General features: G+C 71.0%; 22 protein-coding genes. 7 read left to right on the forward strand and 15 right to left on the reverse strand.

The window, feature by feature from the left end:
- Nucleotides 1–13: 13 nt before the first annotated feature.
- Complete coding sequence (dapA, locus tag ACFYUS_RS19830; protein WP_388853325.1) at nucleotides 14–886, forward strand: 4-hydroxy-tetrahydrodipicolinate synthase; 873 nt, start codon at nucleotides 14–16, stop codon at nucleotides 884–886.
- On the opposite strand, the gene dapD is transcribed toward dapA, so the two are convergent.
- Genes dapD through ACFYUS_RS19845 form a run of 3 tightly spaced genes read right to left on the reverse strand, consistent with a single transcriptional unit; the run spans nucleotide 887 to nucleotide 2837 of the window.
- Complete coding sequence (dapD, locus tag ACFYUS_RS19835) at nucleotides 887–1870, reverse strand: 2,3,4,5-tetrahydropyridine-2,6-dicarboxylate N-succinyltransferase (protein ID WP_388853328.1); 984 nt, start codon at nucleotides 1868–1870, stop codon at nucleotides 887–889. It lies immediately after the preceding gene.
- 44 nt (nucleotides 1871–1914) lie between these two features.
- Complete coding sequence (locus tag ACFYUS_RS19840; protein ID WP_388853331.1) at nucleotides 1915–2517, reverse strand: TetR/AcrR family transcriptional regulator; 603 nt, start codon at nucleotides 2515–2517, stop codon at nucleotides 1915–1917.
- Nucleotides 2517–2837: a DMT family transporter gene (locus ACFYUS_RS19845; RefSeq protein WP_388853334.1), complete on the reverse strand. Its 321-nt coding sequence runs from the start codon at nucleotides 2835–2837 to the stop codon at nucleotides 2517–2519. The genes ACFYUS_RS19840 and ACFYUS_RS19845 overlap by 1 nt, the downstream gene beginning before the upstream one ends.
- 220 nt (nucleotides 2838–3057) lie before the next feature.
- On the opposite strand from ACFYUS_RS19845, the gene ACFYUS_RS19850 reads away from it, so the two are divergent.
- On the forward strand, nucleotides 3058–4110 hold the full coding sequence (locus ACFYUS_RS19850) for a hypothetical protein (RefSeq protein WP_388853337.1): 1053 nt from the start codon (nucleotides 3058–3060) through the stop codon (nucleotides 4108–4110).
- A 93-nt stretch (nucleotides 4111–4203) separates the two neighbouring features.
- Here ACFYUS_RS19850 and ACFYUS_RS19855 read toward each other — a convergent pair whose 3' ends face one another.
- The 9 genes from ACFYUS_RS19855 to ACFYUS_RS19895 form a co-directional block, all read right to left on the reverse strand.
- Complete coding sequence (locus ACFYUS_RS19855) at nucleotides 4204–4542, reverse strand: metal-sulfur cluster assembly factor (protein ID WP_030205917.1); 339 nt, start codon at nucleotides 4540–4542, stop codon at nucleotides 4204–4206.
- Nucleotides 4539–5000 (reverse strand): Fe-S cluster assembly sulfur transfer protein SufU, encoded by a 462-nt coding sequence (gene sufU / locus ACFYUS_RS19860; protein WP_388853340.1) that lies wholly within the window; start codon nucleotides 4998–5000, stop codon nucleotides 4539–4541. The genes ACFYUS_RS19855 and sufU overlap by 4 nt, the downstream gene beginning before the upstream one ends.
- Before the next feature lie 11 nt (nucleotides 5001–5011).
- Nucleotides 5012–6280, reverse strand: coding sequence for a cysteine desulfurase (locus ACFYUS_RS19865; protein WP_388853343.1), 1269 nt, complete (start codon nucleotides 6278–6280; stop codon nucleotides 5012–5014).
- On the reverse strand, nucleotides 6277–7041 hold the full coding sequence (gene sufC / locus ACFYUS_RS19870; RefSeq protein ID WP_388853346.1) for a Fe-S cluster assembly ATPase SufC: 765 nt from the start codon (nucleotides 7039–7041) through the stop codon (nucleotides 6277–6279). The genes ACFYUS_RS19865 and sufC overlap by 4 nt, the downstream gene beginning before the upstream one ends.
- A 7-nt stretch (nucleotides 7042–7048) precedes the next feature.
- Nucleotides 7049–7366 carry a bifunctional 3-phenylpropionate/cinnamic acid dioxygenase ferredoxin subunit gene (locus tag ACFYUS_RS19875; RefSeq protein ID WP_030322524.1) on the reverse strand — a complete coding sequence of 106 codons (318 nt, stop codon included), beginning with the start codon at nucleotides 7364–7366 and terminating at the stop codon, nucleotides 7049–7051.
- Nucleotides 7366–8547 carry a Fe-S cluster assembly protein SufD gene (gene sufD, locus ACFYUS_RS19880; protein ID WP_388853349.1) on the reverse strand — a complete coding sequence of 394 codons (1182 nt, stop codon included), beginning with the start codon at nucleotides 8545–8547 and terminating at the stop codon, nucleotides 7366–7368. The genes ACFYUS_RS19875 and sufD overlap by 1 nt, the downstream gene beginning before the upstream one ends.
- 165 nt (nucleotides 8548–8712) lie before the next feature.
- A complete protein-coding gene (gene sufB, locus ACFYUS_RS19885) occupies nucleotides 8713–10128 on the reverse strand; it encodes a Fe-S cluster assembly protein SufB (RefSeq protein ID WP_041128639.1) in 1416 nt (471 codons plus the stop codon).
- Nucleotides 10125–10850, reverse strand: a complete 726-nt coding sequence (locus ACFYUS_RS19890) for a helix-turn-helix transcriptional regulator (RefSeq protein ID WP_388853353.1) — start codon at nucleotides 10848–10850, stop codon at nucleotides 10125–10127. The genes sufB and ACFYUS_RS19890 overlap by 4 nt, the downstream gene beginning before the upstream one ends.
- A 103-nt stretch (nucleotides 10851–10953) precedes the next feature.
- Nucleotides 10954–11763 carry a DUF72 domain-containing protein gene (locus tag ACFYUS_RS19895; RefSeq protein ID WP_388853356.1) on the reverse strand — a complete coding sequence of 270 codons (810 nt, stop codon included), beginning with the start codon at nucleotides 11761–11763 and terminating at the stop codon, nucleotides 10954–10956.
- A 113-nt stretch (nucleotides 11764–11876) separates the two neighbouring features.
- Here ACFYUS_RS19895 and ACFYUS_RS19900 point away from each other — a divergent pair, with 113 nt between their 5' ends.
- The 3 genes from ACFYUS_RS19900 to ACFYUS_RS19910 are packed head-to-tail and all read left to right on the forward strand — an operon-like array spanning nucleotide 11877 to nucleotide 14631.
- Nucleotides 11877–12827 carry an ABC transporter ATP-binding protein gene (locus tag ACFYUS_RS19900; RefSeq protein WP_388853360.1) on the forward strand — a complete coding sequence of 317 codons (951 nt, stop codon included), beginning with the start codon at nucleotides 11877–11879 and terminating at the stop codon, nucleotides 12825–12827.
- On the forward strand, nucleotides 12824–13588 hold the full coding sequence (locus ACFYUS_RS19905) for an ABC transporter permease (RefSeq protein WP_388853363.1): 765 nt from the start codon (nucleotides 12824–12826) through the stop codon (nucleotides 13586–13588). The genes ACFYUS_RS19900 and ACFYUS_RS19905 overlap by 4 nt, the downstream gene beginning before the upstream one ends.
- 53 nt (nucleotides 13589–13641) lie before the next feature.
- Nucleotides 13642–14631, forward strand: coding sequence for a heme A synthase (locus tag ACFYUS_RS19910; RefSeq protein ID WP_388853366.1), 990 nt, complete (start codon nucleotides 13642–13644; stop codon nucleotides 14629–14631).
- Between the two features lie 104 nt (nucleotides 14632–14735).
- Here ACFYUS_RS19910 and ACFYUS_RS19915 read toward each other — a convergent pair whose 3' ends face one another.
- From ACFYUS_RS19915 to ACFYUS_RS19925, 3 genes are all read right to left on the reverse strand, one after another.
- Nucleotides 14736–15830, reverse strand: a complete 1095-nt coding sequence (locus tag ACFYUS_RS19915; RefSeq protein ID WP_388853369.1) for an amidohydrolase — start codon at nucleotides 15828–15830, stop codon at nucleotides 14736–14738.
- 141 nt (nucleotides 15831–15971) lie between these two features.
- Nucleotides 15972–16292 (reverse strand): hypothetical protein, encoded by a 321-nt coding sequence (locus tag ACFYUS_RS19920; RefSeq protein WP_388853372.1) that lies wholly within the window; start codon nucleotides 16290–16292, stop codon nucleotides 15972–15974.
- Nucleotides 16293–16391: 99 nt separating this feature from the next.
- On the reverse strand, nucleotides 16392–17339 hold the full coding sequence (locus ACFYUS_RS19925) for a heme o synthase (RefSeq protein ID WP_388853375.1): 948 nt from the start codon (nucleotides 17337–17339) through the stop codon (nucleotides 16392–16394).
- Nucleotides 17340–17687: 348 nt separating this feature from the next.
- Between ACFYUS_RS19925 and tkt the strand changes: the two genes are divergently transcribed.
- Together tkt and tal are read left to right on the forward strand one after the other, a co-directional pair.
- Nucleotides 17688–19775 (forward strand): transketolase, encoded by a 2088-nt coding sequence (tkt, locus tag ACFYUS_RS19930; protein ID WP_388853378.1) that lies wholly within the window; start codon nucleotides 17688–17690, stop codon nucleotides 19773–19775.
- A 36-nt stretch (nucleotides 19776–19811) separates the two neighbouring features.
- Entirely contained in the window at nucleotides 19812–20930 is a 1119-nt protein-coding gene (tal, locus tag ACFYUS_RS19935; protein WP_388853381.1) for a transaldolase, read from the forward strand.
- Nucleotides 20931–20934: the final 4 nt, after the last annotated feature.

A 20934-nucleotide genomic window follows, 5' to 3' on the forward strand; every position in this document is an offset into this window, starting at 1 on the left:
ACAGACTTCTCGAATGAACACTGAACGCCCCTTCGGGCGCGCCCTGTGCGCGATGGTCACCCCGTTCACCGCCGACGGCGCCCTCGACCTCGGCGCGGCGGAGGACCTCGCCGCCCGGCTCGTCGCGGAGGGCTGCGACGGCCTGGTCCTCAACGGCACGACGGGCGAGTCCCCGACCACCACCGACGCCGAGAAGGCCGCGCTCGTCCGCGCCGTCCGCGAGGCCGCCGGCCCCGGCCCCTCGGTCCTCGCGGGCGTCGGCACCGCCGACACCCGGCACACGGCGGAGCTCGCCCGGCAGGCCGAGAAGGCGGGGGCGGACGGGCTGCTCGTCGTCACCCCGTACTACAGCCGCCCCCCGCAGGCGGCCGTCGAGGCGCACTTCCTGAAGGTCGCCGACGCGACCGGGCTGCCGGTGATGGTCTACGACATCCCGGGCCGCACCGGCACCCGGGTCGAGCCCGCGACGATGCGACGGCTCGCCCTGCACCCGCGGATCGTGGCGGTGAAGGACTGCGCGAACGACCTGCTCGGCTCGGCCCGGCTGATCGCGGAGACGGGGCTCGCCTACTACTCGGGCAGCGAGGAGCTGAACCTGCCGCTGTACGCGGTGGGCGGCGCCGGCTACGTCAGTACGGTGGCGAACGTGGCGCCGCGTCAGGTGCGCGCGGTCCTCGACGCCTTCGACGCGGGCGACACGGCGGGCGCGGCCCGGCTCAACGCCCGGACCCTGCCGCTGGTCGAGCTGATGATGGCCTCGGGCCTGCCGGGCACGGTGGCCGTGAAGGCGCTCCTCGGCGGCCCGGTGCGCGAACCGCTGCAGCCCGCCGACCGGGAGACGGCCGACGGGCTGCGGGCAGCGCACGAGGCGCTGGTGGACGCCTGATCAGTTGTGGCTGTGCAGGATGTCGTTGAGGCCGCCCCAGACCGCGTTGTTCGGGCGGGCCTCGACGGCGCCGGTGACCGAGTTGCGGCGGAAGAGGATGTTCGAGGCGCCGGAGAGCTCGCGGGCCTTCACGACCTGACCGTCGGGCATGGTGACCCGGGTGCCGGCGGTGACGTACAGACCGGCCTCGACGACGACCTCGTCGCCGAGCGCGATGCCGACGCCCGCCTCGGCGCCGATGAGGCAGCGCTCGCCGATCGAGATGACGACGTTGCCGCCGCCGGAGAGCGTGCCCATGGTGGAGGCGCCGCCGCCGATGTCGGAGCCGTTGCCGACGACGACGCCGGCCGAGATGCGGCCCTCGACCATGGAGGTGCCGAGGGTGCCGGCGTTGAAGTTGACGAAGCCCTCGTGCATGACGGTGGTGCCGGCGGCGAGGTGGGCGCCGAGGCGGACGCGGTCGGCGTCGGCGATGCGGACCCCGGCGGGCACGACGTAGTCGGTCATGCGCGGGAACTTGTCGATCGAGGTCACCTGGAGGTGCAGGCCCTCGGCGCGGGCGTTGAGCCGGACCTTCTCGATGTCGTCGACGGCGACCGGGCCGAGCGAGGTCCAGGCGACGTTGGCGAGCAGGCCGAAGACGCCGTCGAGGCTCTGGCCGTGCGGCTTGACGAGACGGTGGCTCAGCAGGTGGAGGCGCAGGTAGGCGTCGTGCGCGTCGAGCGGCTTGTCGTCCAGCGAGGCGATGACGGTGCGGACGGCGACCACCTCGACGCCCCGGCGGGCGTCCACGCCGAGGGCCTTGGCGGCGCCCTCGCCGAGGGCGTTGACGGCCTCGTCGGGGCTGAGGCGCTCGGTGCCGGCGGGGCCGGCCGCCTCGGTCAGCTCGGGGGCGGGGAACCAGGTGTCGAGAACGGTGCCGTCGCCGGCGATGGTGGCGAGGCCGGCGGCGACGGCGCCGGTGGTGCGAGGAGCAGTGGTCATGACGGAAAACCTAACCGGCGGGCCCCCGCCCGGGCCAACCGGTCTCAGGTGTCGGTCGAGTCCGTCGGCGGTTTCGACGAGGCCGTGAGCGGCGGATTCGGTCCTTCGTTCAGGACCCGCGCGAGGATCACGCGCGCGTACTCCTCGTCGTAGGCACCGTCGGTGAGCAGGACCTGGAGGCAGATGCCGTCCATGACGGCGACCAGGGCGCGGGCGCTGAGCGGGTCGGTGCGGTGGGCCAGGGCGGCGACCACGGACTCGTTCCACTCGGCGGCGACCGGGCGCAGGGCGGGGCGGCGCAGGGCGGCGAGGTAGAGCTCGTACTCCAGCTCCACGCGCGCGCGTTCCCCGCCCAGCCACTCCCCCAGGAGCCGGGCGAGCGCGGCGGCGAGGCCGGTGGCCGGGTCGGTGAGGGCGGGGTGCTCGCGGAGCAGCCGGCCGAAGCCCTCGTTGGCCTTGCGGAGCGCCGCGACGAGGAGTTCGTCGAGGGAGGCGAAGTGGTACGTGGTGGAGCCCAGCGGCACATCGGCCTCGGCGGCCACCGTGCGGTGGCTCAGGCCGCCGATCCCGGCGCGCCCGACGACGGCGAGGGCCGCGTCGACGATCCGCTCGCGCCGCCCCGGGTCGTACCGCCGGGTCCGCGCCATCAGTGCGCGCCGCCGAGGTTGAGGACGGCGACCCCGGCGATGATGAGGACGATTCCGGCGATCTTGGCGGGGCCCAGGCTCTCACCGAGGAAGAGGAAGCCGATGAGGGCGACGGCGGCGGTGCCGACCCCGGACCAGATGGCGTAGGCGGTGCCGACCTGGAGCGTCTTGAGCGCCCGGGCGAGGAGCGCGAAGGCGAGGAGATAGCCCGCCCCGGTGATGAGCGAGGGCCAGAGCTTGCTGAAGCCCTCGCTGTACTTCATCGAGGTGGTGGCGAGTATCTCCGCCGCGATGGCGCCCGCGAGCAGTCCGTAACCCATGCGTACGAGCGTACACAGCGATGCGTACGCCCGTACGCAGCGGGCGGATGTTCTTGGCATGTCCCGTCCCTATACCGTGGTCCGGTCACCAGCCGGGGGCGGGAAAACAGGACACAGGGAGCGGGGAATGACACACAACGCGGGGTGGGGGCCGTACGGCGGCGCAGCAGGAGGTCCGGCCGGCCCCGGGGGTCCCGGCGCGCCGGGCTGGGGAGGCTGGATGCCACCGCCGAAACCCGGGGTGATCCCGCTGAAGCCGCTCGGCCTCGGTGACGTCCTCGGCGGCGCGATGGCGACGATCGGACGGTACAAGGGCCCCGTCATGGGCCTGGCGGCGGCGGTCTTCGGGGCGTACACGCTGCTCGTCGGCATCGCCCTCGTCGCCGCCCTGTCCGGGGTCGCCGACCAGCTCAGCCACCTGATCGACCTGGCCGACCGGCCCGACGCCCAGGAACCGGCGTGGGAGGAGATCCGGCCCCTCGTCATCGCCTTCGTCCTCGTCGTGGCCGTCGCCCTGATCGGGTACGTGCTCGCCGTCGCCACCGTCGAGGCGGCCATGCTCACCGTCCTCCAGGACGCGGTCCTGGGCCGCCCCGCGACCATCGGCTCCGTGTGGCGCAGGGCGCTCCCCCGGGTGCCCGCCCTCATCGGCACGAGCCTGCTCACCGGGCTGATCGCCATGGTCCCGGTGCTGCCGGCGCTGGTCTTCTTCTCGATCGGCATGGCCGGCGCGTCGGCCTCGGCGGCCGGCGACAGCGACGAGGTCGCCGGCGCCTTCGTCGGTCTCGGCATGCTGGGCTTCCTGGTGGCCATCGTCCCGGCGGTCTGGCTCTGGGTGAAGTTCAGCCTGGCCCCCGCGGCGGCGGTCTTCGAGAAGCAGGGCCCGGTCCGGGCGATGCGGCGCTCCTCGCAGCTCGTGCGCGGGCGCTGGTGGCCGGTCCTCGGCATCTCGATGCTGGCCGGCCTGATCTCCGCGGTCACGGCCGGGGTGATCCAGCAGGTGCTCAGCATGATCGGGCTGTTCTCCGCCATGACGGCCGCCGCGGATCTCGGCACCGACCCGGGCCTCTCGGAGATCCTGTCGGTCTTCTCGGTCTACATCGTGGTCATCATGGTGGGCCAGCTGATCGGCTATCTGATCCAGTCCACCTTCCCTCCCCTGGTCAGCGGCCTCATCTACGTCGACCAGCGCATCCGCAAGGAGAACCTCGCCCCGGCCCTGGCCGAGAGCGCGGGCCTGCCCCCGCAGGCGCCGGCCGCCCCCGGCTTCTGACGAGGGGCGCCGAAGGCACCGGGTACGCCGAAGGGCCGTGTCCACCGGGAATCCCGGCGGGCACGGCCCTTCGTACAGGTACCGGCGGACCGATCAGACGTTGAAGCCGAGCGCGCGCAGCTGCTCGCGGCCGTCGTCCGTGATCTTGTCCGGGCCCCACGGGGGCATCCAGACCCAGTTGATCTTCAGCTCGCTGACGATGCCGTCCGTCGCGGACTTCGCCTGGTCCTCGATCACATCGGTCAGCGGGCAGGCCGCCGACGTCAGGGTCATGTCCAGCGTCGCGACGTTCGAGTCGTCGATGTGGATGCCGTAGATCAGGCCCAGGTTGACGACGTCGATGCCCAGCTCGGGGTCGACGACGTCGTACAGCGCCTCACGGACTTCTTCCTCGGAGGCCGGCTTCATCGTGGCCTCGGCGTTCTCGGTCATGCCGACTCCCTCTCCGCGTCACCCAGCGCCTGGGCGGTCGCGTCCTTCCACGCCATCCAGCTGAGCAGCGCGCACTTCACACGGGCCGGGTACTTGGAGACACCGGCGAACGCGACCGCGTCCTCCAGCACCTCCTCCATCGCGTCGTCCGGCTCGATCTGGCCCTTGGACTGCATCAGCTCCAGGAAGGTGCCCTGGATCTTCTGCGCCTCGGCCAGCTCCTTGCCGACGAGCAGCTCGTTGAGGACGGAGGCCGAGGCCTGGCTGATGGAGCAGCCCTGTCCCTCGTACGAGACGTCCTCGATGCGCGAGCCGTCGTACTTCACGCGGAGCGTGATCTCGTCGCCGCACGTCGGGTTGACGTGGTGCACCTCGGCGTCGCCGTCCCGAAGACCGCGCCCGTGCGGGTGCTTGTAGTGGTCCAGGATGACGTCCTGGTACATCGAATCCAGCTTCACGAGCCGTTCCCCTAGCCGAAGAAGTTACGGACGTGCTCCAGCCCCTCGACCAGGGCATCGACCTCGGCCGGAGTGGAGTACAGATAGAACGACGCTCGCGTGGTCGCGGGAATTCCGTACCGCAGGCAGACCGGCCGCGCGCAGTGGTGGCCGACCCGGACCGCGATGCCCTGCTCGTCGAGGACCTGGCCCACGTCGTGCGGGTGGATGTCGCCCAGCGTGAAGGAGATCGCCGCGCCGCGGTCCTCGGCCGTGGTGGGGCCGATGATCCGCAGGTCGGGCACCTCCTGGAGGCGCCGGACGGCGTACTCGGTGATCGCGTGCTCGTGGCGCGCGATGTTCTCCATGCCGATCGCCGACAGGTAGTCCACGGCCGCGCCGAGGCCGACGGCCTGGGCGATCGGGGGCGTACCCGCCTCGAACTTGTGCGGGGCCGGCGCGTACGTCGAGGAGTGCATCGAGACGGTCTCGATCATCTCGCCGCCGCCGAGGAAGGGCGGGAGGTCCTCCAGGAGTCCCGCGCGTCCCCACAGCACGCCGATGCCGGTCGGGCCGCACATCTTGTGGCCGGTGAAGGCCACGAAGTCGGCCTGGAGCGCCTGCACGTCCAGGACCATGTGCGGGGCCGCCTGGGAGGCGTCGATGCAGACGAGCGCACCGACCTCCTGGGCGCGACGGATGATCGTCTCCACCGGGTTGATCGTGCCCAGCAGGTTCGAGACCAGCGTGAACGAGACGATCTTGGTCTTCTCGGTGATGACCTCCTCGATGTTCGAGAGGTCGAGACGGCCGTCGTCGGTGAGGCCGAACCACTTCAGCTTCGCGCCCGTGCGCTGCGCGAGCAGCTGCCACGGCACGATGTTGGAGTGGTGCTCCATCTCGGTGATGGCGATCTCGGTCTCGTGGTCCACGCGGTAGGGCTCGTCGGCCCAGCCCAGCATGTTGGCCACGAGGTTGAGCGACTCGGAGGCGTTCTTGGTGAAGATCACCTCGTCGCGGCTCGGCGCGTTGATGAAGGCCGCGATCTTGTCACGGGCGCCTTCGTAGAGCGCCGTCGCCTCCTCGGCCACCGTGTAGACGCCGCGGTGGACGTTGGCGTTGTGACGCTCGTAGTACGTGTTGAGCGCGTCGAGGACCTGCCGCGGCTTCTGCGAGGTCGCCGCGGAGTCGAGGTACACGATCTTCTTGCCGTCGTGGACCACGCGATCCAGGAGCGGGAAGTCCTTGCGGATCGCCTCGGTGTCGAGGAGGCCTGTCAGCCCCTGATGGGCGGAAGTCACGCGGATGCGCCACCCTTCACGTACTTGTCGTAGCCCTCGTTCTCCAGCACGTCGGCGAGCTCGGCGCCGCCGGACTCGACGATGCGGCCGTTCGCGAACACGTGGACGAAGTCGGGCTTGATGTAGCGCAGGATGCGCGTGTAGTGGGTGATCAGCAGGGTGCCGACCTCACCGGTCTCGCGGACGCGGTTGACGCCCTCGGAGACGATGCGCAGGGCGTCGACGTCGAGGCCGGAGTCGGTCTCGTCGAGGATCGCGATCTTCGGCTTGAGGAGCTCCAGCTGGAGGATCTCGTGGCGCTTCTTCTCACCGCCGGAGAAGCCCTCGTTGACGTTGCGCTCGGCGAAGGCCGGGTCCATCTGGAGCTGCTCCATCGCGGACTTGACCTCCTTCACCCAGGTGCGCAGCTTGGGCGCCTCGCCGCGGACGGCGGTGGCGGAGGTGCGCAGGAAGTTGGAGACCGAGACGCCGGGAACCTCGACCGGGTACTGCATGGCCAGGAAGACGCCGGCGCGGGCGCGCTCGTCGACCGACATCTCCAGGACGTCCTCGCCGTCGAGGGTGACGGTGCCGCCGGTGACCGTGTACTTCGGGTGGCCGGCCAGCGAGTACGCCAGGGTCGACTTGCCGGAGCCGTTGGGGCCCATGACGGCGTGGGTCTCGCCCTGCTTGATGGTCAGGTCGACGCCCTTGAGGATCTCGCGGGGGCCGTTCTCCGCCTCGACGGAGACGTGCAGGTCGTGGATTTCAAGCGTAGCCATGGGTGACTCAGGACTCCTGGGTGACGGAGACGAGCACATCGTCCCCTTCGATCTTTACGGGGTATACGGGGACGGGGCGCGTCGCGGGAAGGCCGGAGGGCTTGCCGGTGCGCAGGTCGAAGCTGGAGCCGTGCAGCCAGCACTCGATCGCGCAGTCCTCGACCTCGCCCTCCGAGAGGGAGACGTTCGCGTGCGAGCAGATGTCGTTGATCGCGAACACCTCGCCCTCGGTGTGCACGACCGACACCGGCGTGCCGTCGACCTCGACCCGCTTCGGGGTGTCGGCCTCCAGCTCGCTCAGCGCGCAGACTCGTACGAAAGCCATCAGACGGAGGCCTCCAGCTCGGCCTCGATCTTGGCGAGGAGTCGCTCCTGGACGTCCGGCAGACCGATCTGCTGGACGAGCTCCGCGAAGAAGCCGCGGACGACGAGGCGGCGGGCCTCGGCCTCCGGGATGCCGCGGGCCATCAGGTAGAAGAGCTGCTCGTCGTCGAAGCGGCCGGTGGCCGAGGCGTGACCGGCGCCGGCGATCTCGCCGGTCTCGATCTCCAGGTTCGGCACGGAGTCGACCCGGGCGCCGTCCGTGAGGACCAGGTTCCGGTTGAGCTCGTACGTGTCGGTGCCCTCGGCGGCGGCCTGGATGAGCACGTCGCCGATCCAGACGGCGTGCGCGTCCTGGCCCTGCAGCGCGCCCTTGTAGGCCACGTTGGACTTGCAGTGCGGGGTGTTGTGGTCGACCAGGAGGCGGTGCTCCTGGTGCTGGCCGGCGTCGGTGAAGTACAGGCCGAAGAGCTCGGCCTCGCCGCCGGGGGCCGCGTACCGCACGCGCGGGTGGATGCGGACGACGTCGCCGCCGAAGGTGACGACGACCGACTTGAAGGAGGCGTCGCGGCCGACCAGCGCGTTGTGCTGGGCGACGTGGACGGCCTTCTCGTCCCAGTCCTGGACGGAGACGACGGTCAGCTTGGCGCCGTCGCCGAGGACGTAGTCCACGTTGGCGGCGAGCACGGCGTCACCGGTGTGGTCGATGACCACGACGGCCTCGGCGAAGGCGCCGAGCTCGATGACCTGGTGGCCGAAGGCGACGCCGCCCTGGCCGTGCACGGAGATGCGGATCGGCTCGGTGAGCACCGCCTCCTTGGCGACGGTGACGACCGAGGCCTTCTCGAAGGAGGAGTACGCCTGGGCGGCGACGCGGTCGACGGGCGTGCCGGCCCTGCCGAGGCGCTCGTCGTCGCGGCCGACGGTCTCCACGGTGACGCCCTCGGGGGCCTCGACCTCGACCTTGACGCCCTCGCCGGAGGCGACGGCGGTGCCGTCGTGGAGGCCGCGCAGTCGCGCCAGCGGGGTGAACCGCCACTCCTCCTCGCGGCCGTGCGGGACGGGGAAGTCCGCGACGTCGAAGGACGGGGGCGCGCTCATGCGCGTGGCGACGGTGGACTCGGCGGCCACCGCGATCGAGCCGGCGGTGGTGGAACCCGCCGGGATGTTCTGAGCCTCAGCCATGGCTGTCGTCTTGCTCTCTTCCTGCCTCGTCTTACGGGCCCGCCCCGTGCGGTGGGCCGGTCCGGCCGGGCGCCTTGCGGCGCCGGCCGGGAACCTGCCGTCGTGCGGCGGACTCGCGGGGCTCAGCGACTGAGCCCGGGTCGTTTGCCTGGTCTGCGGGGCGCTCTAGCCCACCGCGCCTTCCATCTGCAGCTCGATCAGCCGGTTGAGCTCCAGGGCGTACTCCATCGGGAGCTCCTTGGCGATGGGCTCGACGAAGCCGCGGACGATCATCGCCATGGCCTCGAACTCGGTGAGGCCGCGGCTCATCAGGTAGAAGAGCTGGTCCTCGGAGACCTTGGAGACGGTGGCCTCGTGGCCCATGGAGACGTCGTCCTCGCGCACGTCCACGTAGGGGTACGTGTCGGAGCGGGAGATCGTGTCGACGAGCAGCGCGTCGCAGAGGACGTTGGACTTGGCGCCCGGGGCACCCTCGCCGATCTCGATGAGACCGCGGTAGGAGGTGCGGCCGCCGCCTCGCGCCACCGACTTGGAGACGATGTTGGAGGAGGTGTTCGGGGCCATGTGGACCATCTTGGCGCCGGCGTCCTGGTGCTGGCCCTCGCCCGCGAAGGCGATGGAGAGGGTCTCGCCCTTGGCGTGCTCGCCCATGAGGTAGACGGCCGGGTACTTCATGGTGACCTTGGAGCCGATGTTGCCGTCGACCCACTCCATGGTGGCGCCCTCGTAGGCGACGGCGCGCTTGGTCACCAGGTTGTAGACGTTGTTCGACCAGTTCTGGATGGTCGTGTAGCGGCAGCGGCCGCCCTTCTTCACGATGATCTCGACGACCGCGGAGTGCAGCGAGTCGGAGGAGTAGATCGGGGCGGTGCAGCCCTCGACGTAGTGGACGTAGGCGTCCTCGTCGACGATGATCAGCGTCCGCTCGAACTGGCCCATGTTCTCCGTGTTGATGCGGAAGTAGGCCTGGAGCGGGATCTCGACGTGCACGCCCTTCGGCACGTAGATGAACGAGCCGCCGGACCAGACGGCCGTGTTCAGGGAGGCGAACTTGTTGTCGCCGACCGGGATGACGGTGCCGAAGTACTCCTTGAAGAGCTCCTCGTGCTCCTTCAGCGCGGTGTCGGTGTCGACGAAGATGACGCCCTGCTCCTCCAGGTCCTCGCGGATCTGGTGGTAGACGACCTCGGACTCGTACTGGGCGGCGACACCGGCGACGAGGCGCTGCTTCTCCGCCTCCGGGATGCCGAGCTTGTCGTACGTGTTCTTGATGTCCTCCGGCAGGTCCTCCCAGGACTCGGCCTGCTTCTCGGTGGACCGCACGAAGTACTTGATGTTGTCGAAGTCGATGCCCGAGAGGTCGGAGCCCCAGGTCGGCATGGGCTTCTTGTCGAAGAGGCGCAGACCCTTGAGGCGGAGCTTCAGCATCCACTCGGGCTCGTTCTTCTTCGCGGAGATGTCGCGGACGACGTCCTCGTTCAGTCCGCGCTTGGCCGCGGCGCCGGCCGCGTCGGAGTCGGCCCAGCCGTACTCGTACCGACCCAGGCCCTCGAGCTCGGGGTGGCTGATCTCGGTGGTCATGCGGGGTTCCTCCCGGCCGTGCTTGCGGATGCTGATTCGGTGGTCTGTGGGGCGCCGTGCGGGATGAACGTGGTGCAGACGCCGTCACCATGCGCGATGGTGGCCAGACGCTGGACGTGCGTTCCCAAGAGGCGGGAGAAGAATTCCGTCTCCGCCTCGCACAGCTGGGGGTACTGCTCGGCGACGTGGGCGACCGGGCAGTGGTGTTGGCAGAGCTGCTCGCCGACCGGCGCGTTCCGCGCAGTGGCAGCGTACCCGTCCGCCGTGAGGGCCTTGGCCAGGGCCTCGGTCCGCTGGGCGGGCTCCGCCGAGGCGACGGCCTCACGGTACGCCCCTGCCTGGGCCTCGATCCGGTCGCGGGCGAAGGCGGCGACGGCCGCCTCTCCCCCGGCGTTGCGCTCGATCCAGCGGAGCGCCTCGACGGCGAGGGAGTCGTACGACTGGTCGAAGGCGTCCCGGCCGCAGTCGGTGAGCGCGAAGACCTTCGCGGGGCGCCCGCGGGACCGGGTCCCGTAGACGCGCTGCTCGCGGGCTTCGACGACGTTCTCGGCGACCAGCGAGTCGAGGTGGCGACGGACGGCGGCCTGGGTGAGGCGGAGCCGTCCGGCCAGGTCGGCGACGGTCGACGGGCCGTGATCCAGGATCGAGCGCGCGACCCGGTTGCGCGTGGAACGCTCTCGGGTCGCGAGTTCCTCCACCGGAGCCGCGCCAACGTTTTTCACAACGCCATTGTTGCGTAATTAATCGGGGAGTGACAAGCGGCGTCCTGACCGGTGACGATGTCGTGCATCACTCAGGTAAGGCTTACCTGACCTGCGGAAACGATCATTGGCGGGATGCGTCACGACCGCCTCGGCCAGCGGTTTCCCAGCCCTCGACCGGCTCGGCCGGTACGGCCGTCGTCCGGCCCGCCTCGCTCATCAGACGCCGGAAGGAGGCCGCGTCACGGACCGCCTCCACGCCCGGATCGTTGTTGAAATAGACGTACGCGTCGGCCCCCTCCGGCCAGCCCTCCACGATCCGCCCGGCCCACCCCTCCAGCGCCCGGCGGCCGTACGCGGGCCAGGGCCGGGCCCGGCCCTCGTGCAGCCGCAGATAGCACCAGTCCGCCGTCCGCCACAGCGGCGTCACCGGCCTCGACCGCCGGTCCGCCCAGCAGAGCGCGGCACCCCGCCCCACCAGCACCGACTCGGTCCGGTCCGTCCACCACGAGGCGTGCCGGGGCTCGACGGCGACCCGCACCCCCGCCGGGAAGCAGGCGAGGACCGCGTCGAGCAGCCCGGGGTCGGCCCGCAGCGACGGCGGGAACTGGAGCAGGACGGGCCCGAGCCGGTCCCCGAGCCCCTCCGCCCGCTCCATCAGCCGCGCCACCATCCCCTCCGGCTCCCGCAGCCGCTCGACGTGCGTCAGCCGGCGGTTCGCCTTGACCGCCATCACGAAGCCCTCGGGCGTCCGCTTCCGCCAGGTGGCGAAGGTGTCGCGCTCGGGCAGCCCGTAGAAGGCGCTGTTGTTCTCCACGGTGGCGAACCGGCGCGCGTACTCCTCCAGCCAGAGCCGCTGCGGCACGCCCTCGGGATAGAACGTGCCCCGCCAGTCCTTGTACTGCCACCCCGAAGTGCCCACGAAGACCGTCATACGGATCCCCTGCCCCGTCCGCGGCCGTTCATCCGGCGCCGCCCGGCTCCGTCCCGGGCCCCCCGCCGGGGGCGCGGCCCGTCCCGTACCGGCGGGTCCTTAGACTTCCCGGCATGCACGGGAAGCCCTCACCGAGTGAATCCGCCGACACCGCCGTCCGCGTCCGCGGCCTGGTCAAGCGGTACGGCGCCAAGACCGCCGTCGACGGCCTCGACCTCGACGTGCGCGCGGGCACCGTCACCGCCGTCCTCGGCCCCAACGGGGCCGGCAAGACCACCACCATCGAGACCTGCGAGGGATACCGCAGGCCCGACGGGGGCACCGTCCGCGTCCTCGGCCTCGACCCGGTCGCCGACGCCGACGCCCTGCGCCCCAGGATCGGCGTGATGCTCCAGTCCGGCGGCGTCTACTCCGGCGCCCGCGCCGAGGAGATGCTCCGCCACATGGCGAAGCTGCACGCCCACCCCCTCGACGTGGACGCCCTGATCGAGCGGCTCGGCCTCGACTCCTGCGGCCGCACGACCTACCGGCGCCTCTCCGGCGGCCAGCAGCAGCGCCTCGCGCTCGCCATGGCCGTCGTCGGCCGCCCCGAGCTCGTCTTCCTCGACGAGCCCACCGCCGGACTCGACCCGCAGGCCCGCCGCGCCACCTGGGACCTCGTCCGCGAGCTGCGCGCCGACGGCGTCACCGTCGTCCTCACCACCCACTTCATGCACGAGGCGGAGGAGCTCGCCGACGACGTCGCCATCGTCGACGCCGGCCGGGTCGTCGCCCAGGGCAGCCCCGACGAGCTGTGCCGGGGCGGCGCCGAGAACACCCTGCGCTTCACCGGGCGCCCCGGACTCGACCTCGGCTCCCTGCTCAAGGCGCTGCCGGACGGCTCGGCCGCCGCGGAACCGCTGCCCGGCACGTACCGCATCACCGGCACCGTCGACCCGCAGCTGCTCGCCACGGTCACCACCTGGTGCGCCCAGCACGGCGTCATGCCCGACGGCATCTCCGTCGAACGCCACACCCTCGAAGACGTCTTTCTCGAACTGACCGGCAAGGAGCTGCGGTCGTGAGCACCGGTACCTACTCCCCGAAGCCGGGGGCCGCCCCCGTCGGGCGGATGATCGCCGCGCAGACCGCCCTGGAGACCAGGATGCTGCTGCGCAACGGCGAGCAGCTGCTCCTGACGGTGATCATCCCCTCCCTCCTCCTGGTGCTCTTCTCGACGGTCGACGTCGTCGACACCGGTGCCGGGAAGGCCGTCGACTTCCTCGCCCCGGGCGTCCTCGCGCTCGCCGTGATGTCCACCGCCTTCACCGGGCAGGCCATCGCGACCGGCTTCGAGCGGCGGTACGGGGTGCTCAAGCGGCTCGGCGCCTCGCCGCTGCCCCGCTGGGCGCTGATGACCGCGAAGACCCTGTCGGTGCTGGTCACCGAGGTCCTCCAGGTCGTCCTCCTGACGGTGATCGCCCTGGCACTCGGCTGGTCGCCGCAGGGCGACCCCCTGTCCGTCCTGCTGCTCCTGGTCCTCGGCACGGCCGCCTTCTCCGGGCTCGGCCTGCTGATGGCCGGCACCCTCAAGGCCGAGGCCACCCTCGCCGCCGCGAACCTGGTCTTCCTGCTGCTCCTGGTGGGCGGCGGGGTCATCGTCCCGCTGGAGAAGTTCGGCGCCGCGGGCGACGTGCTCGCGCTGCTCCCGATCTCGGCGCTCTCCGACGGCCTGCGCGACGTCCTCAGGGACGGGGCCTCGATGCCGTGGGGCGACGCGGGAATCCTGGCCGTCTGGGCGGTCCTGGGGCTCGGGGCGGCGGCGAGGTTCTTCCGCTGGGAGTAGTCGGTACGTGACGGTTCGCGGCGACTCGCCCCGTACCCACCCCTCGTGAAAGCGTGCACAAGCCCCCGCCTACGATAGGGCCCGTGCAAACGCCCCTCGCCTTCATCGCCCAGCGCTGGACCCCGTCCCCCCGGACGCTCCGGCGCGCCGCGCTCTCCGCCGTCGTGATGAGCGTGCTGATCATCGTGACCGGCGGCGCGGTCCGGCTGACCGGCTCCGGCCTCGGCTGCGACACCTGGCCGAAGTGCACGGACGACAGCCTGATCGTCACCGCCGAGCAGGGCTTCCACGGCTACGTCGAGTTCGGCAACCGGATGCTGACCTACGTCCTGTCGGCCGCCGTCGGCTGGGCGATCATCGCGGCCCGGTCCACCAAGCCGTGGCGCCGCGGTCTGACCCGCTGGGCCTGGGCCCAGTTCTGGATCGTGATGAGCAACGCCGTCATCGGCGGCATCACGGTGTGGATGGGCCTCAACCCGTGGACCGTGGCCGGTCACTTCCTCGCCGCGAACTCCCTCCTCACGGTCGCCGTCATCACCTGGCACCGCACCGGCGAGGGCGACACCGCCCCCCGGCCCCGCGTACCGCGCCCGGTCCGCAAGCTGTCCTGGGCGATCACGATCGTCTCCGCCCTGCTGATCATGCTCGGCACGACGGTGACGGGCGCCGGCAAGCACGCCGGCGACAGCAGCGACGTCCCGCGCATGCCGTGGGACTGGACGAACGCCGCCCACGTCCACGCCATCGCCGCCTGGATCGTCTGCGCCCTCGCCCTCGCCATGTGGCTCGTCCTCCGCGTCGTGGACGCCCCGGACGACACCCGCGCCCGCGCCCGCGACCTGCTGATCGTGCTGCTCGGCCAGGGCGTCATCGGCTACGTCCAGTACTTCACCGGCGTCCCCGAGCTCCTGGTCGCCGCCCACATGCTCGGCTCCTCGCTGATGTGGATCGCGGTCCTGCGCCTGGCCCTGAGCCTGCGCGAGCGCCCGCTCGATATGCCCGGGATCCCGGCCCAGGCGGACCCGGAACTGGCGAAGGCCTGACGGCTTCTGGATCCAAAATCCTGGATTCGGATTTTGGATCCAGGATCCGAATCCAGAATCCCGGATCCAGAATCCCGGATCCCGGATCCCGGATCCCGACGGGTCTACCGACTCCCCGCGAGCCGGTAGACCCGTTTCGCGTTGTCCGCCGCGATCATCGCGGCCACCCGCTGCGCGTCCGTACGGGACCAGGCGCCGTCCATGACCCACTCCCCGAGGACCCGGGCGAGCGCCGAGCGGAAGGTGCCGGCCGCGACCACGTGGAGCTCGGGGAGCCCCTGGGCGCCGCTGGAGAAGAGCAGCTTGCCGAACGGCGCGCGCTCCAGGACCTCGGCGAGGACGGCGGCGGCCCGGGCGCCCGTGTGGGCGAGGACCGGGCCGAGGTCGGCGTACACGTGCGGGTGGAGTCCGGTGAGGTGGGCGGCCGCGCGGTGGTGCGGGTAGCGGTGCAGCAGCACCAGGTCGGCGCCGAGGCCCGTGGTGGCGGCGGCGAAGCCGTCCAGGGCGGCCGGATCCTCCGTGTGCAGCTGGAGGGGGCGCCCGGCGGTCACCGCGATCCACAGCAGATGACGCAGCAGGACGGGGTCGGTGAGCCGGCCGCCGGCCGCGCGGGCGGCGAGCCAGCGCCCGGCGGCCCCGCGCACCTCTCCGGGGCCCGGCGGTGCGGGCAGGGCCGCGGGCCCGCCCCGTACCCCGGAGGCCGAACTGAACGCGACGGCGTCGGCGGCGGCCCCGTGGACGGCCTCGGCGAGGTCGGCGAGGAAGGCCTCGACGGTGCCGGAGGTGTCGGCGACCCGTTCGGCGAGGGGTTCGAGGCGGACGATCTCATGGGCCTCGGCGGCACCCGCGGCGCCGAGCTCGGCGGGGCGGGTGAGGTCGCCCGGGAGCCCGGTGTCGACCAGATAGGTGGAGATCCCGGAGGCGCGGAGGAGCCGGCGACCCGCCTCGGCGGCACCGAGTTCCCGGCGGCGGGCGAGATAGCGGGCGGGCGGGCAGTGCGGTTCCAGGCCGAGGAGCGGCGGGCACCAGCGGCGCACCGCGAAGCCGGTCTGGGTGTCGAAGAAGGTGGTGCCGGCGGCGGGCGGCGCGCCGCCCCCGCCCAGATGGGCGCCGAGCTGGGCCTCGAAGGTGCCGAGGCCCAGCTCCGTACGGAGCACCCCGTGGCAGTACTGGTCCACCAGGTTCGGCGTGTCGATCATCTCGGGGGGGCTCCCTGTGTGGACGTGTCTCCACACGTCCTAACGGGTGAGCCCCGCGCGAGGTTGTTGCCTCAGCCGTCGTCAGCTGTCTTCAGCCGTCGTCAGCTTTCGTCAGCCGTCGTCAGCCGTCCTCAGCTGTCGTCAGCCGTTGGAGGGGCCGCCGACCTGGATGCCGGCCATCCGGGTCCACTCGTACGGACCGGTGGTGACCTTGGCGGCGAACTCGCCGTCGAACTCCTCGTGGAGGGTCAGGCCGGCCTTCTCGGCGGCCTGCTGCGCGATCGCGTACGACTTCGCGACGAGGTCGCCCCAGCCGCCGTCCGTGCCGACCAGGACGATCCGGGTGCCCGCCTGGCCGATGTGCGCGAGGTGTCCCTCGGCGCCGCCGTGCGCCTTGGAGAAGGCCTGGATCTCCTTGGCGAGCCTGGCCGCCCTGCGCTCTTCCTGCTTCGTTTCTGCCATGACACGGATGCTACCGAGCGGTAGAACGAACGGCGACGGCCGGGTCACGTGGCCTATCCCACGTGACCCGGCCGTCGGACCGGTCTGATCATCTGAGCGCTAGCGGAGGAAGGGATCCACCGCGACCGCCACGAAGAGCAGCGAGACATAGGTGATGGACCAGTGGAAGAGGCGCATCTCCTTGAGCTTGGCGCCCGTCACCTCCGCCTTGGCGCGGTTGAGGAGCGCGTGCGCCTCCCAGAGCCACCAGCCGCCGGTGAGCAGCGCCACGGCGGTGTAGAACCAGCCGGTGTAGCCGAGCGGGGTGAGCAGCAGGGAGACGGCGACCATGATCCAGCTGTAGGCCACGATCTGCTTGGCGACGACCTTGTTGGAGGCGAGGACCGGCAGCATGGGCACGCCCGCGCGTGCGTAGTCGTCCTTCACCTTCATCGACAGCGGCCAGTAGTGCGGCGGCGTCCAGAAGAAGATGACGAGGAAGAGGATGACCGCGGCCCACGACATCGAGTTCGTCACGGCCGACCAGCCGATGAGCACCGGCAGACAGCCGGCGATGCCGCCCCAGACGATGTTCTGGGCGGTGCGCCGCTTGAGGATCATCGTGTAGACCACGACGTAGAAGAGGAGCGCGCCGAGCGAGAGGGCCGCGGACAGCCAGTTGACGAGCAGCCCGAACCAGAGCGTGGAGACCACGGCGAGGGTGAGTCCGAAGACCAGGCCCTCGCGCGGGGTGAGCACGCCGGTGACGAGCGGGCGCTGGGACGTGCGGTCCATCAGTGCGTCGATGTCCCGGTCGATGTACATGTTCAGCGCGTTGGCGCCGCCCGCGGAGAGGTAGCCGCCGAAGCAGGTGGCGAGCACCAGCCACAGGTCGGGCACGCCCTGCTCGGCGAGGAACATCACCGGAACGGTCGTGATGAGCAGCAGTTCGATGATCCGCGGCTTGGTCAGCGCCACGAATGCCTTGACGCGGGCCCCGAACGGCCGATGGCCCCCCGGGCTGGGAGTCAAGACGACCCCTGCGGGTCGGGACTCGACGGCCGTCACGCACACCCCTGACAGAGAAATTCCCAGCAAGCTCCCCGAGTGAAGACGGGGTAAAGCTTGCGCGTACCACGCCACTGTAGACGTTGCCCAGACGCCGATCTTCGCGGGGGTGGGGTCGTGTTGGCGCGGTACGTCCCAAGGGGTGGACACGGTTCTCGGGCGGGTCCGGGCGCGCCTCGGGAGGCGAACCCCCCCGACCACCGGCAGTCTTGCTGTGTGCATGCATTTCTCCGCTCATTTGAGGGGCATGGACACGAAAAGAGGGGCGTTCCGCGGGGGTAGGCTCGACAACGCCGGTACACCCTCAGTCACCGGCTCAAGACATGTGGAGAGGAGCCCTGACCCAGGGTGAGCACTAAGCCGACCACCACAGACCTCGAGTGGACCGAGTTGGACCAGCGGGCCGTCGACACCGCCCGCATCCTGGCCGCGGACGCCGTACAGAAGGTCGGCAACGGCCATCCCGGTACGGCGATGAGCCTGGCGCCCGCCGCGTACACCCTCTTCCAGAAGGTGATGCGGCACGACCCCGCCGACCCCGAGTGGGTCGGGCGTGACCGGTTCGTCCTCTCCGCCGGGCACTCGTCCCTGACCCTCTACACCCAGCTGTACCTGGGTGGCTTCGGTCTCGAACTGGACGACCTGAAGTCCTTCCGCACCTGGGGCTCGAAGACCCCCGGCCACCCGGAGTACGGCCACACCGCCGGCGTCGAGACCACCACGGGCCCGCTGGGCCAGGGTGTCGCCAACGCCGTGGGCATGGCGATGGCCGCCCGCTACGAGCGCGGTCTGTTCGACCCGGAGGCCGCCGCCGGCACGTCGCCGTTCGACCACCGGATCTACGTGATCGCCGGTGACGGCTGCCTCCAGGAGGGCATCTCCGCGGAGGCGTCCTCGCTCGCCGGCCACCAGAAGCTCGGCAACCTGATCCTGCTGTGGGACGACAACCACATCTCGATCGAGGGCGACACCGAGACGGCCGTGTCCGAGGACACGATGAAGCGGTACGAGGCGTACGGCTGGCACGTCCAGCGCGTCGAGCCGCAGGCCAACGGCGACCTGGACCCGGCCGCGCTGTACGCGGCGATCAAGGCCGCCGAGGCCGAGACCGAGCGTCCGTCGTTCATCGCGATGCGCTCGATCATCGCCTGGCCCGCGCCGAACGCGCAGAACACCGAGGCCGCGCACGGCTCGGCGCTCGGCGACGAGGAGATCGCGGCCACCAAGCGGGTCCTGGGCTTCGACCCGGAGCAGACCTTCGAGGTCACCGACGAGGTCATCGCGCACACCCGCGCCCTCGGCGACCGCGGCCGCGAGGCCCGCGCCGCGTGGGAGAAGCACCTCGCCGAGTGGCGTACGGCCAACCCGGAGCGCGCCGCCGAGTTCGACCGCATCCAGGCGAACGAGCTGCCCGCCGGCTGGGCCGAGAAGCTCCCGGTCTTCGAGCCGGGCAAGGGCGTCGCCACCCGTGCCGCCTCGGGCCAGGTCCTCAAGGCGCTCGGCTCGGTCATCCCGGAGCTGTGGGGCGGCTCGGCCGACCTCGCCGGCTCGAACAACACGACGATCGACAAGGACTCGTCGTTCCTGCCCGAGGGCAACCCGCTGCCGGAGGCCGACAAGTACGGCCGCACGATCCACTTCGGCATCCGCGAGCACTCCATGGCCGCGGAGATGAACGGCATCGCGCTGCACGGCAACACGCGCATCTACGGCGGCACCTTCCTGGTGTTCTCCGACTACATGCGCAACGCGGTGCGCCTGTCCGCGCTGATGCACCTGCCCGTGACGTACGTCTGGACGCACGACTCGATCGGTCTGGGCGAGGACGGCCCGACGCACCAGCCGGTGGAGCACCTGGCCTCGCTGCGCGCGATCCCGGGTCTGAACGTGGTCCGCCCGGCCGACGCCAACGAGACGGCGATCGCCTGGCGCGAGATCATGCAGCGGCACACCAAGGTCTTCGGCAAGGGCGCCCCGCACGGCCTCGCGCTCACCCGCCAGGGCGTGCCGACGTACGCGCCGAACGAGGACACGGTCAAGGGCGGCTACGTGCTGTTCGACGCCGAAGGCGGCGACGCCCAGGTCGTGCTGATCGGCACGGGCTCCGAGGTGCACCTGGCCGTCGAGGCCCGTGAGCAGCTCCAGGCCGCCGGCGTCCCGACCCGTGTGGTCTCGATGCCGTCCGTGGAGTGGTTCGAGGAGCAGGACCAGGCGTACAAGGACTCGGTCCTGCCGCCGTCGGTCAAGGCCCGGGTCGCGGTCGAGGCCGGCATCGGTCTCACCTGGCACAAGTACGTCGGTGACGCCGGCCGGATCGTCTCCCTGGAGCACTTCGGTGCGTCGGCGGACGCGAAGGTCCTCTTCCGCGAGTTCGGTTTCACGCCGGAGGCGATCGTCGCCGCCGCGCGGGAATCTCTCGACGCCGTCGCGCGCTGACGCGAATACGTACGACTTAATGGAGATGCAATTCTCATGACAGACGCTCTCAAGCGCCTCTCCGACGAAGGCGTCGCGATCTGGCTGGACGACCTCTCGCGCAAGCGGATCACGTCCGGCAACCTGGCCGAGCTCATCGACCAGAGCCACGTGGTCGGTGTGACCACGAACCCGTCGATCTTCCAGAAGGCCATCTCGTCGGGTGACGGTTACGAGCAGCAGCTCGTGGACCTCGCCGCCCGCAAGGTGACCGTCGACGAGGCCATCCGCATGATCACGACGGCGGACGTCCGTGACGCCGCCGACATCCTGCGGCCGGTCTTCGACGCGACCGACGGCCAGGACGGCCGGGTCTCCATCGAGGTCGACCCCCGTCTCGCCCACGAGACGGCCGCCACCATCGCCGAGGCCAAGCAGCTGGCCTGGCTGGTGGACCGCCCCAACACCCTGATCAAGATCCCGGCCACCAAGGCGGGTCTGCCGGCGATCACCGAGGTCATCGGCCTCGGCATCAGCGTCAACGTGACGCTGATCTTCTCGCTGGAGCGCTACCGCGCGGTCATGGACGCCTACCTGGCGGGTCTGGAGAAGGCCCGCGAGCGCGGCCTCGACCTGTCGAAGATCCATTCGGTGGCGTCCTTCTTCGTGTCCCGCGTGGACACGGAGATCGACAAGCGCCTGGACGGCATCGGCACCGACGAGGCCAAGGCGCTCAAGGGCAAGGCCGCCCTGGCCAACGCCCGTCTGGCCTACGAGGCGTACGAGGAGGTCTTCTCCTCGGACCGCTGGGCCGCCCTCGACAAGGCGCAGGCCAACAAGCAGCGTCCGCTGTGGGCCTCGACCGGCGTCAAGGACCCGGCGTACAAGGACACGCTGTACGTCGTGGACCTGGTCGCGCCCGGCACGGTGAACACCATGCCGGAGGCCACCCTGGAGGCCACCGCCGACCACGGCGAGGTCACCGGCGACACCATCCGCGGCACGTACGAGCAGTCGCGGGCCGAGCTGGCGGCCGTCGAGAAGCTGGGCATCAGCTACGACGACGTCGTCCAGCTCCTGGAGGACGAGGGCGTCGAGAAGTTCGAGGCGTCCTGGAACGACCTGCTCAAGTCCACCGAGGCGGAGCTCGCGCGCCGCGGATCTTCGGAGGCGTAAGCAC

This window comes from Streptomyces sp. NPDC004284 (genome assembly GCF_042874035.1).
Taxonomy (GTDB): Bacteria; Actinomycetota; Actinomycetes; order Streptomycetales; family Streptomycetaceae; genus Streptomyces.

Bases quoted from the DNA above. Each gene is read 5' to 3' on its own strand.
- dapA (WP_388853325.1), top strand. From the start codon at position 14: ATGAACACTGAACGCCCCTTCGGGCGCGCCCTGTGCGCGATGGTCACC.
- dapD (WP_388853328.1), bottom strand. From the start codon at position 1,870: ATGACCACTGCTCCTCGCACCACCGGCGCCGTCGCCGCCGGCCTCGCC.
- ACFYUS_RS19840 (WP_388853331.1), bottom strand. From the start codon at position 2,517: ATGGCGCGGACCCGGCGGTACGACCCGGGGCGGCGCGAGCGGATCGTC.
- ACFYUS_RS19845 (WP_388853334.1), bottom strand. From the start codon at position 2,837: ATGGGTTACGGACTGCTCGCGGGCGCCATCGCGGCGGAGATACTCGCC.
- ACFYUS_RS19850 (WP_388853337.1), top strand. From the start codon at position 3,058: ATGCCACCGCCGAAACCCGGGGTGATCCCGCTGAAGCCGCTCGGCCTC.
- ACFYUS_RS19855 (WP_030205917.1), bottom strand. From the start codon at position 4,542: ATGACCGAGAACGCCGAGGCCACGATGAAGCCGGCCTCCGAGGAAGAA.
- sufC (WP_388853346.1), bottom strand. From the start codon at position 7,041: ATGGCTACGCTTGAAATCCACGACCTGCACGTCTCCGTCGAGGCGGAG.
- ACFYUS_RS19875 (WP_030322524.1), bottom strand. From the start codon at position 7,366: ATGGCTTTCGTACGAGTCTGCGCGCTGAGCGAGCTGGAGGCCGACACC.
- sufD (WP_388853349.1), bottom strand. From the start codon at position 8,547: ATGGCTGAGGCTCAGAACATCCCGGCGGGTTCCACCACCGCCGGCTCG.
- sufB (WP_041128639.1), bottom strand. From the start codon at position 10,128: ATGACCACCGAGATCAGCCACCCCGAGCTCGAGGGCCTGGGTCGGTAC.
- ACFYUS_RS19895 (WP_388853356.1), bottom strand. From the start codon at position 11,763: ATGACGGTCTTCGTGGGCACTTCGGGGTGGCAGTACAAGGACTGGCGG.
- ACFYUS_RS19900 (WP_388853360.1), top strand. From the start codon at position 11,877: ATGCACGGGAAGCCCTCACCGAGTGAATCCGCCGACACCGCCGTCCGC.
- ACFYUS_RS19915 (WP_388853369.1), bottom strand. From the start codon at position 15,830: ATGATCGACACGCCGAACCTGGTGGACCAGTACTGCCACGGGGTGCTC.
- ACFYUS_RS19920 (WP_388853372.1), bottom strand. From the start codon at position 16,292: ATGGCAGAAACGAAGCAGGAAGAGCGCAGGGCGGCCAGGCTCGCCAAG.
- tal (WP_388853381.1), top strand. From the start codon at position 19,812: ATGACAGACGCTCTCAAGCGCCTCTCCGACGAAGGCGTCGCGATCTGG.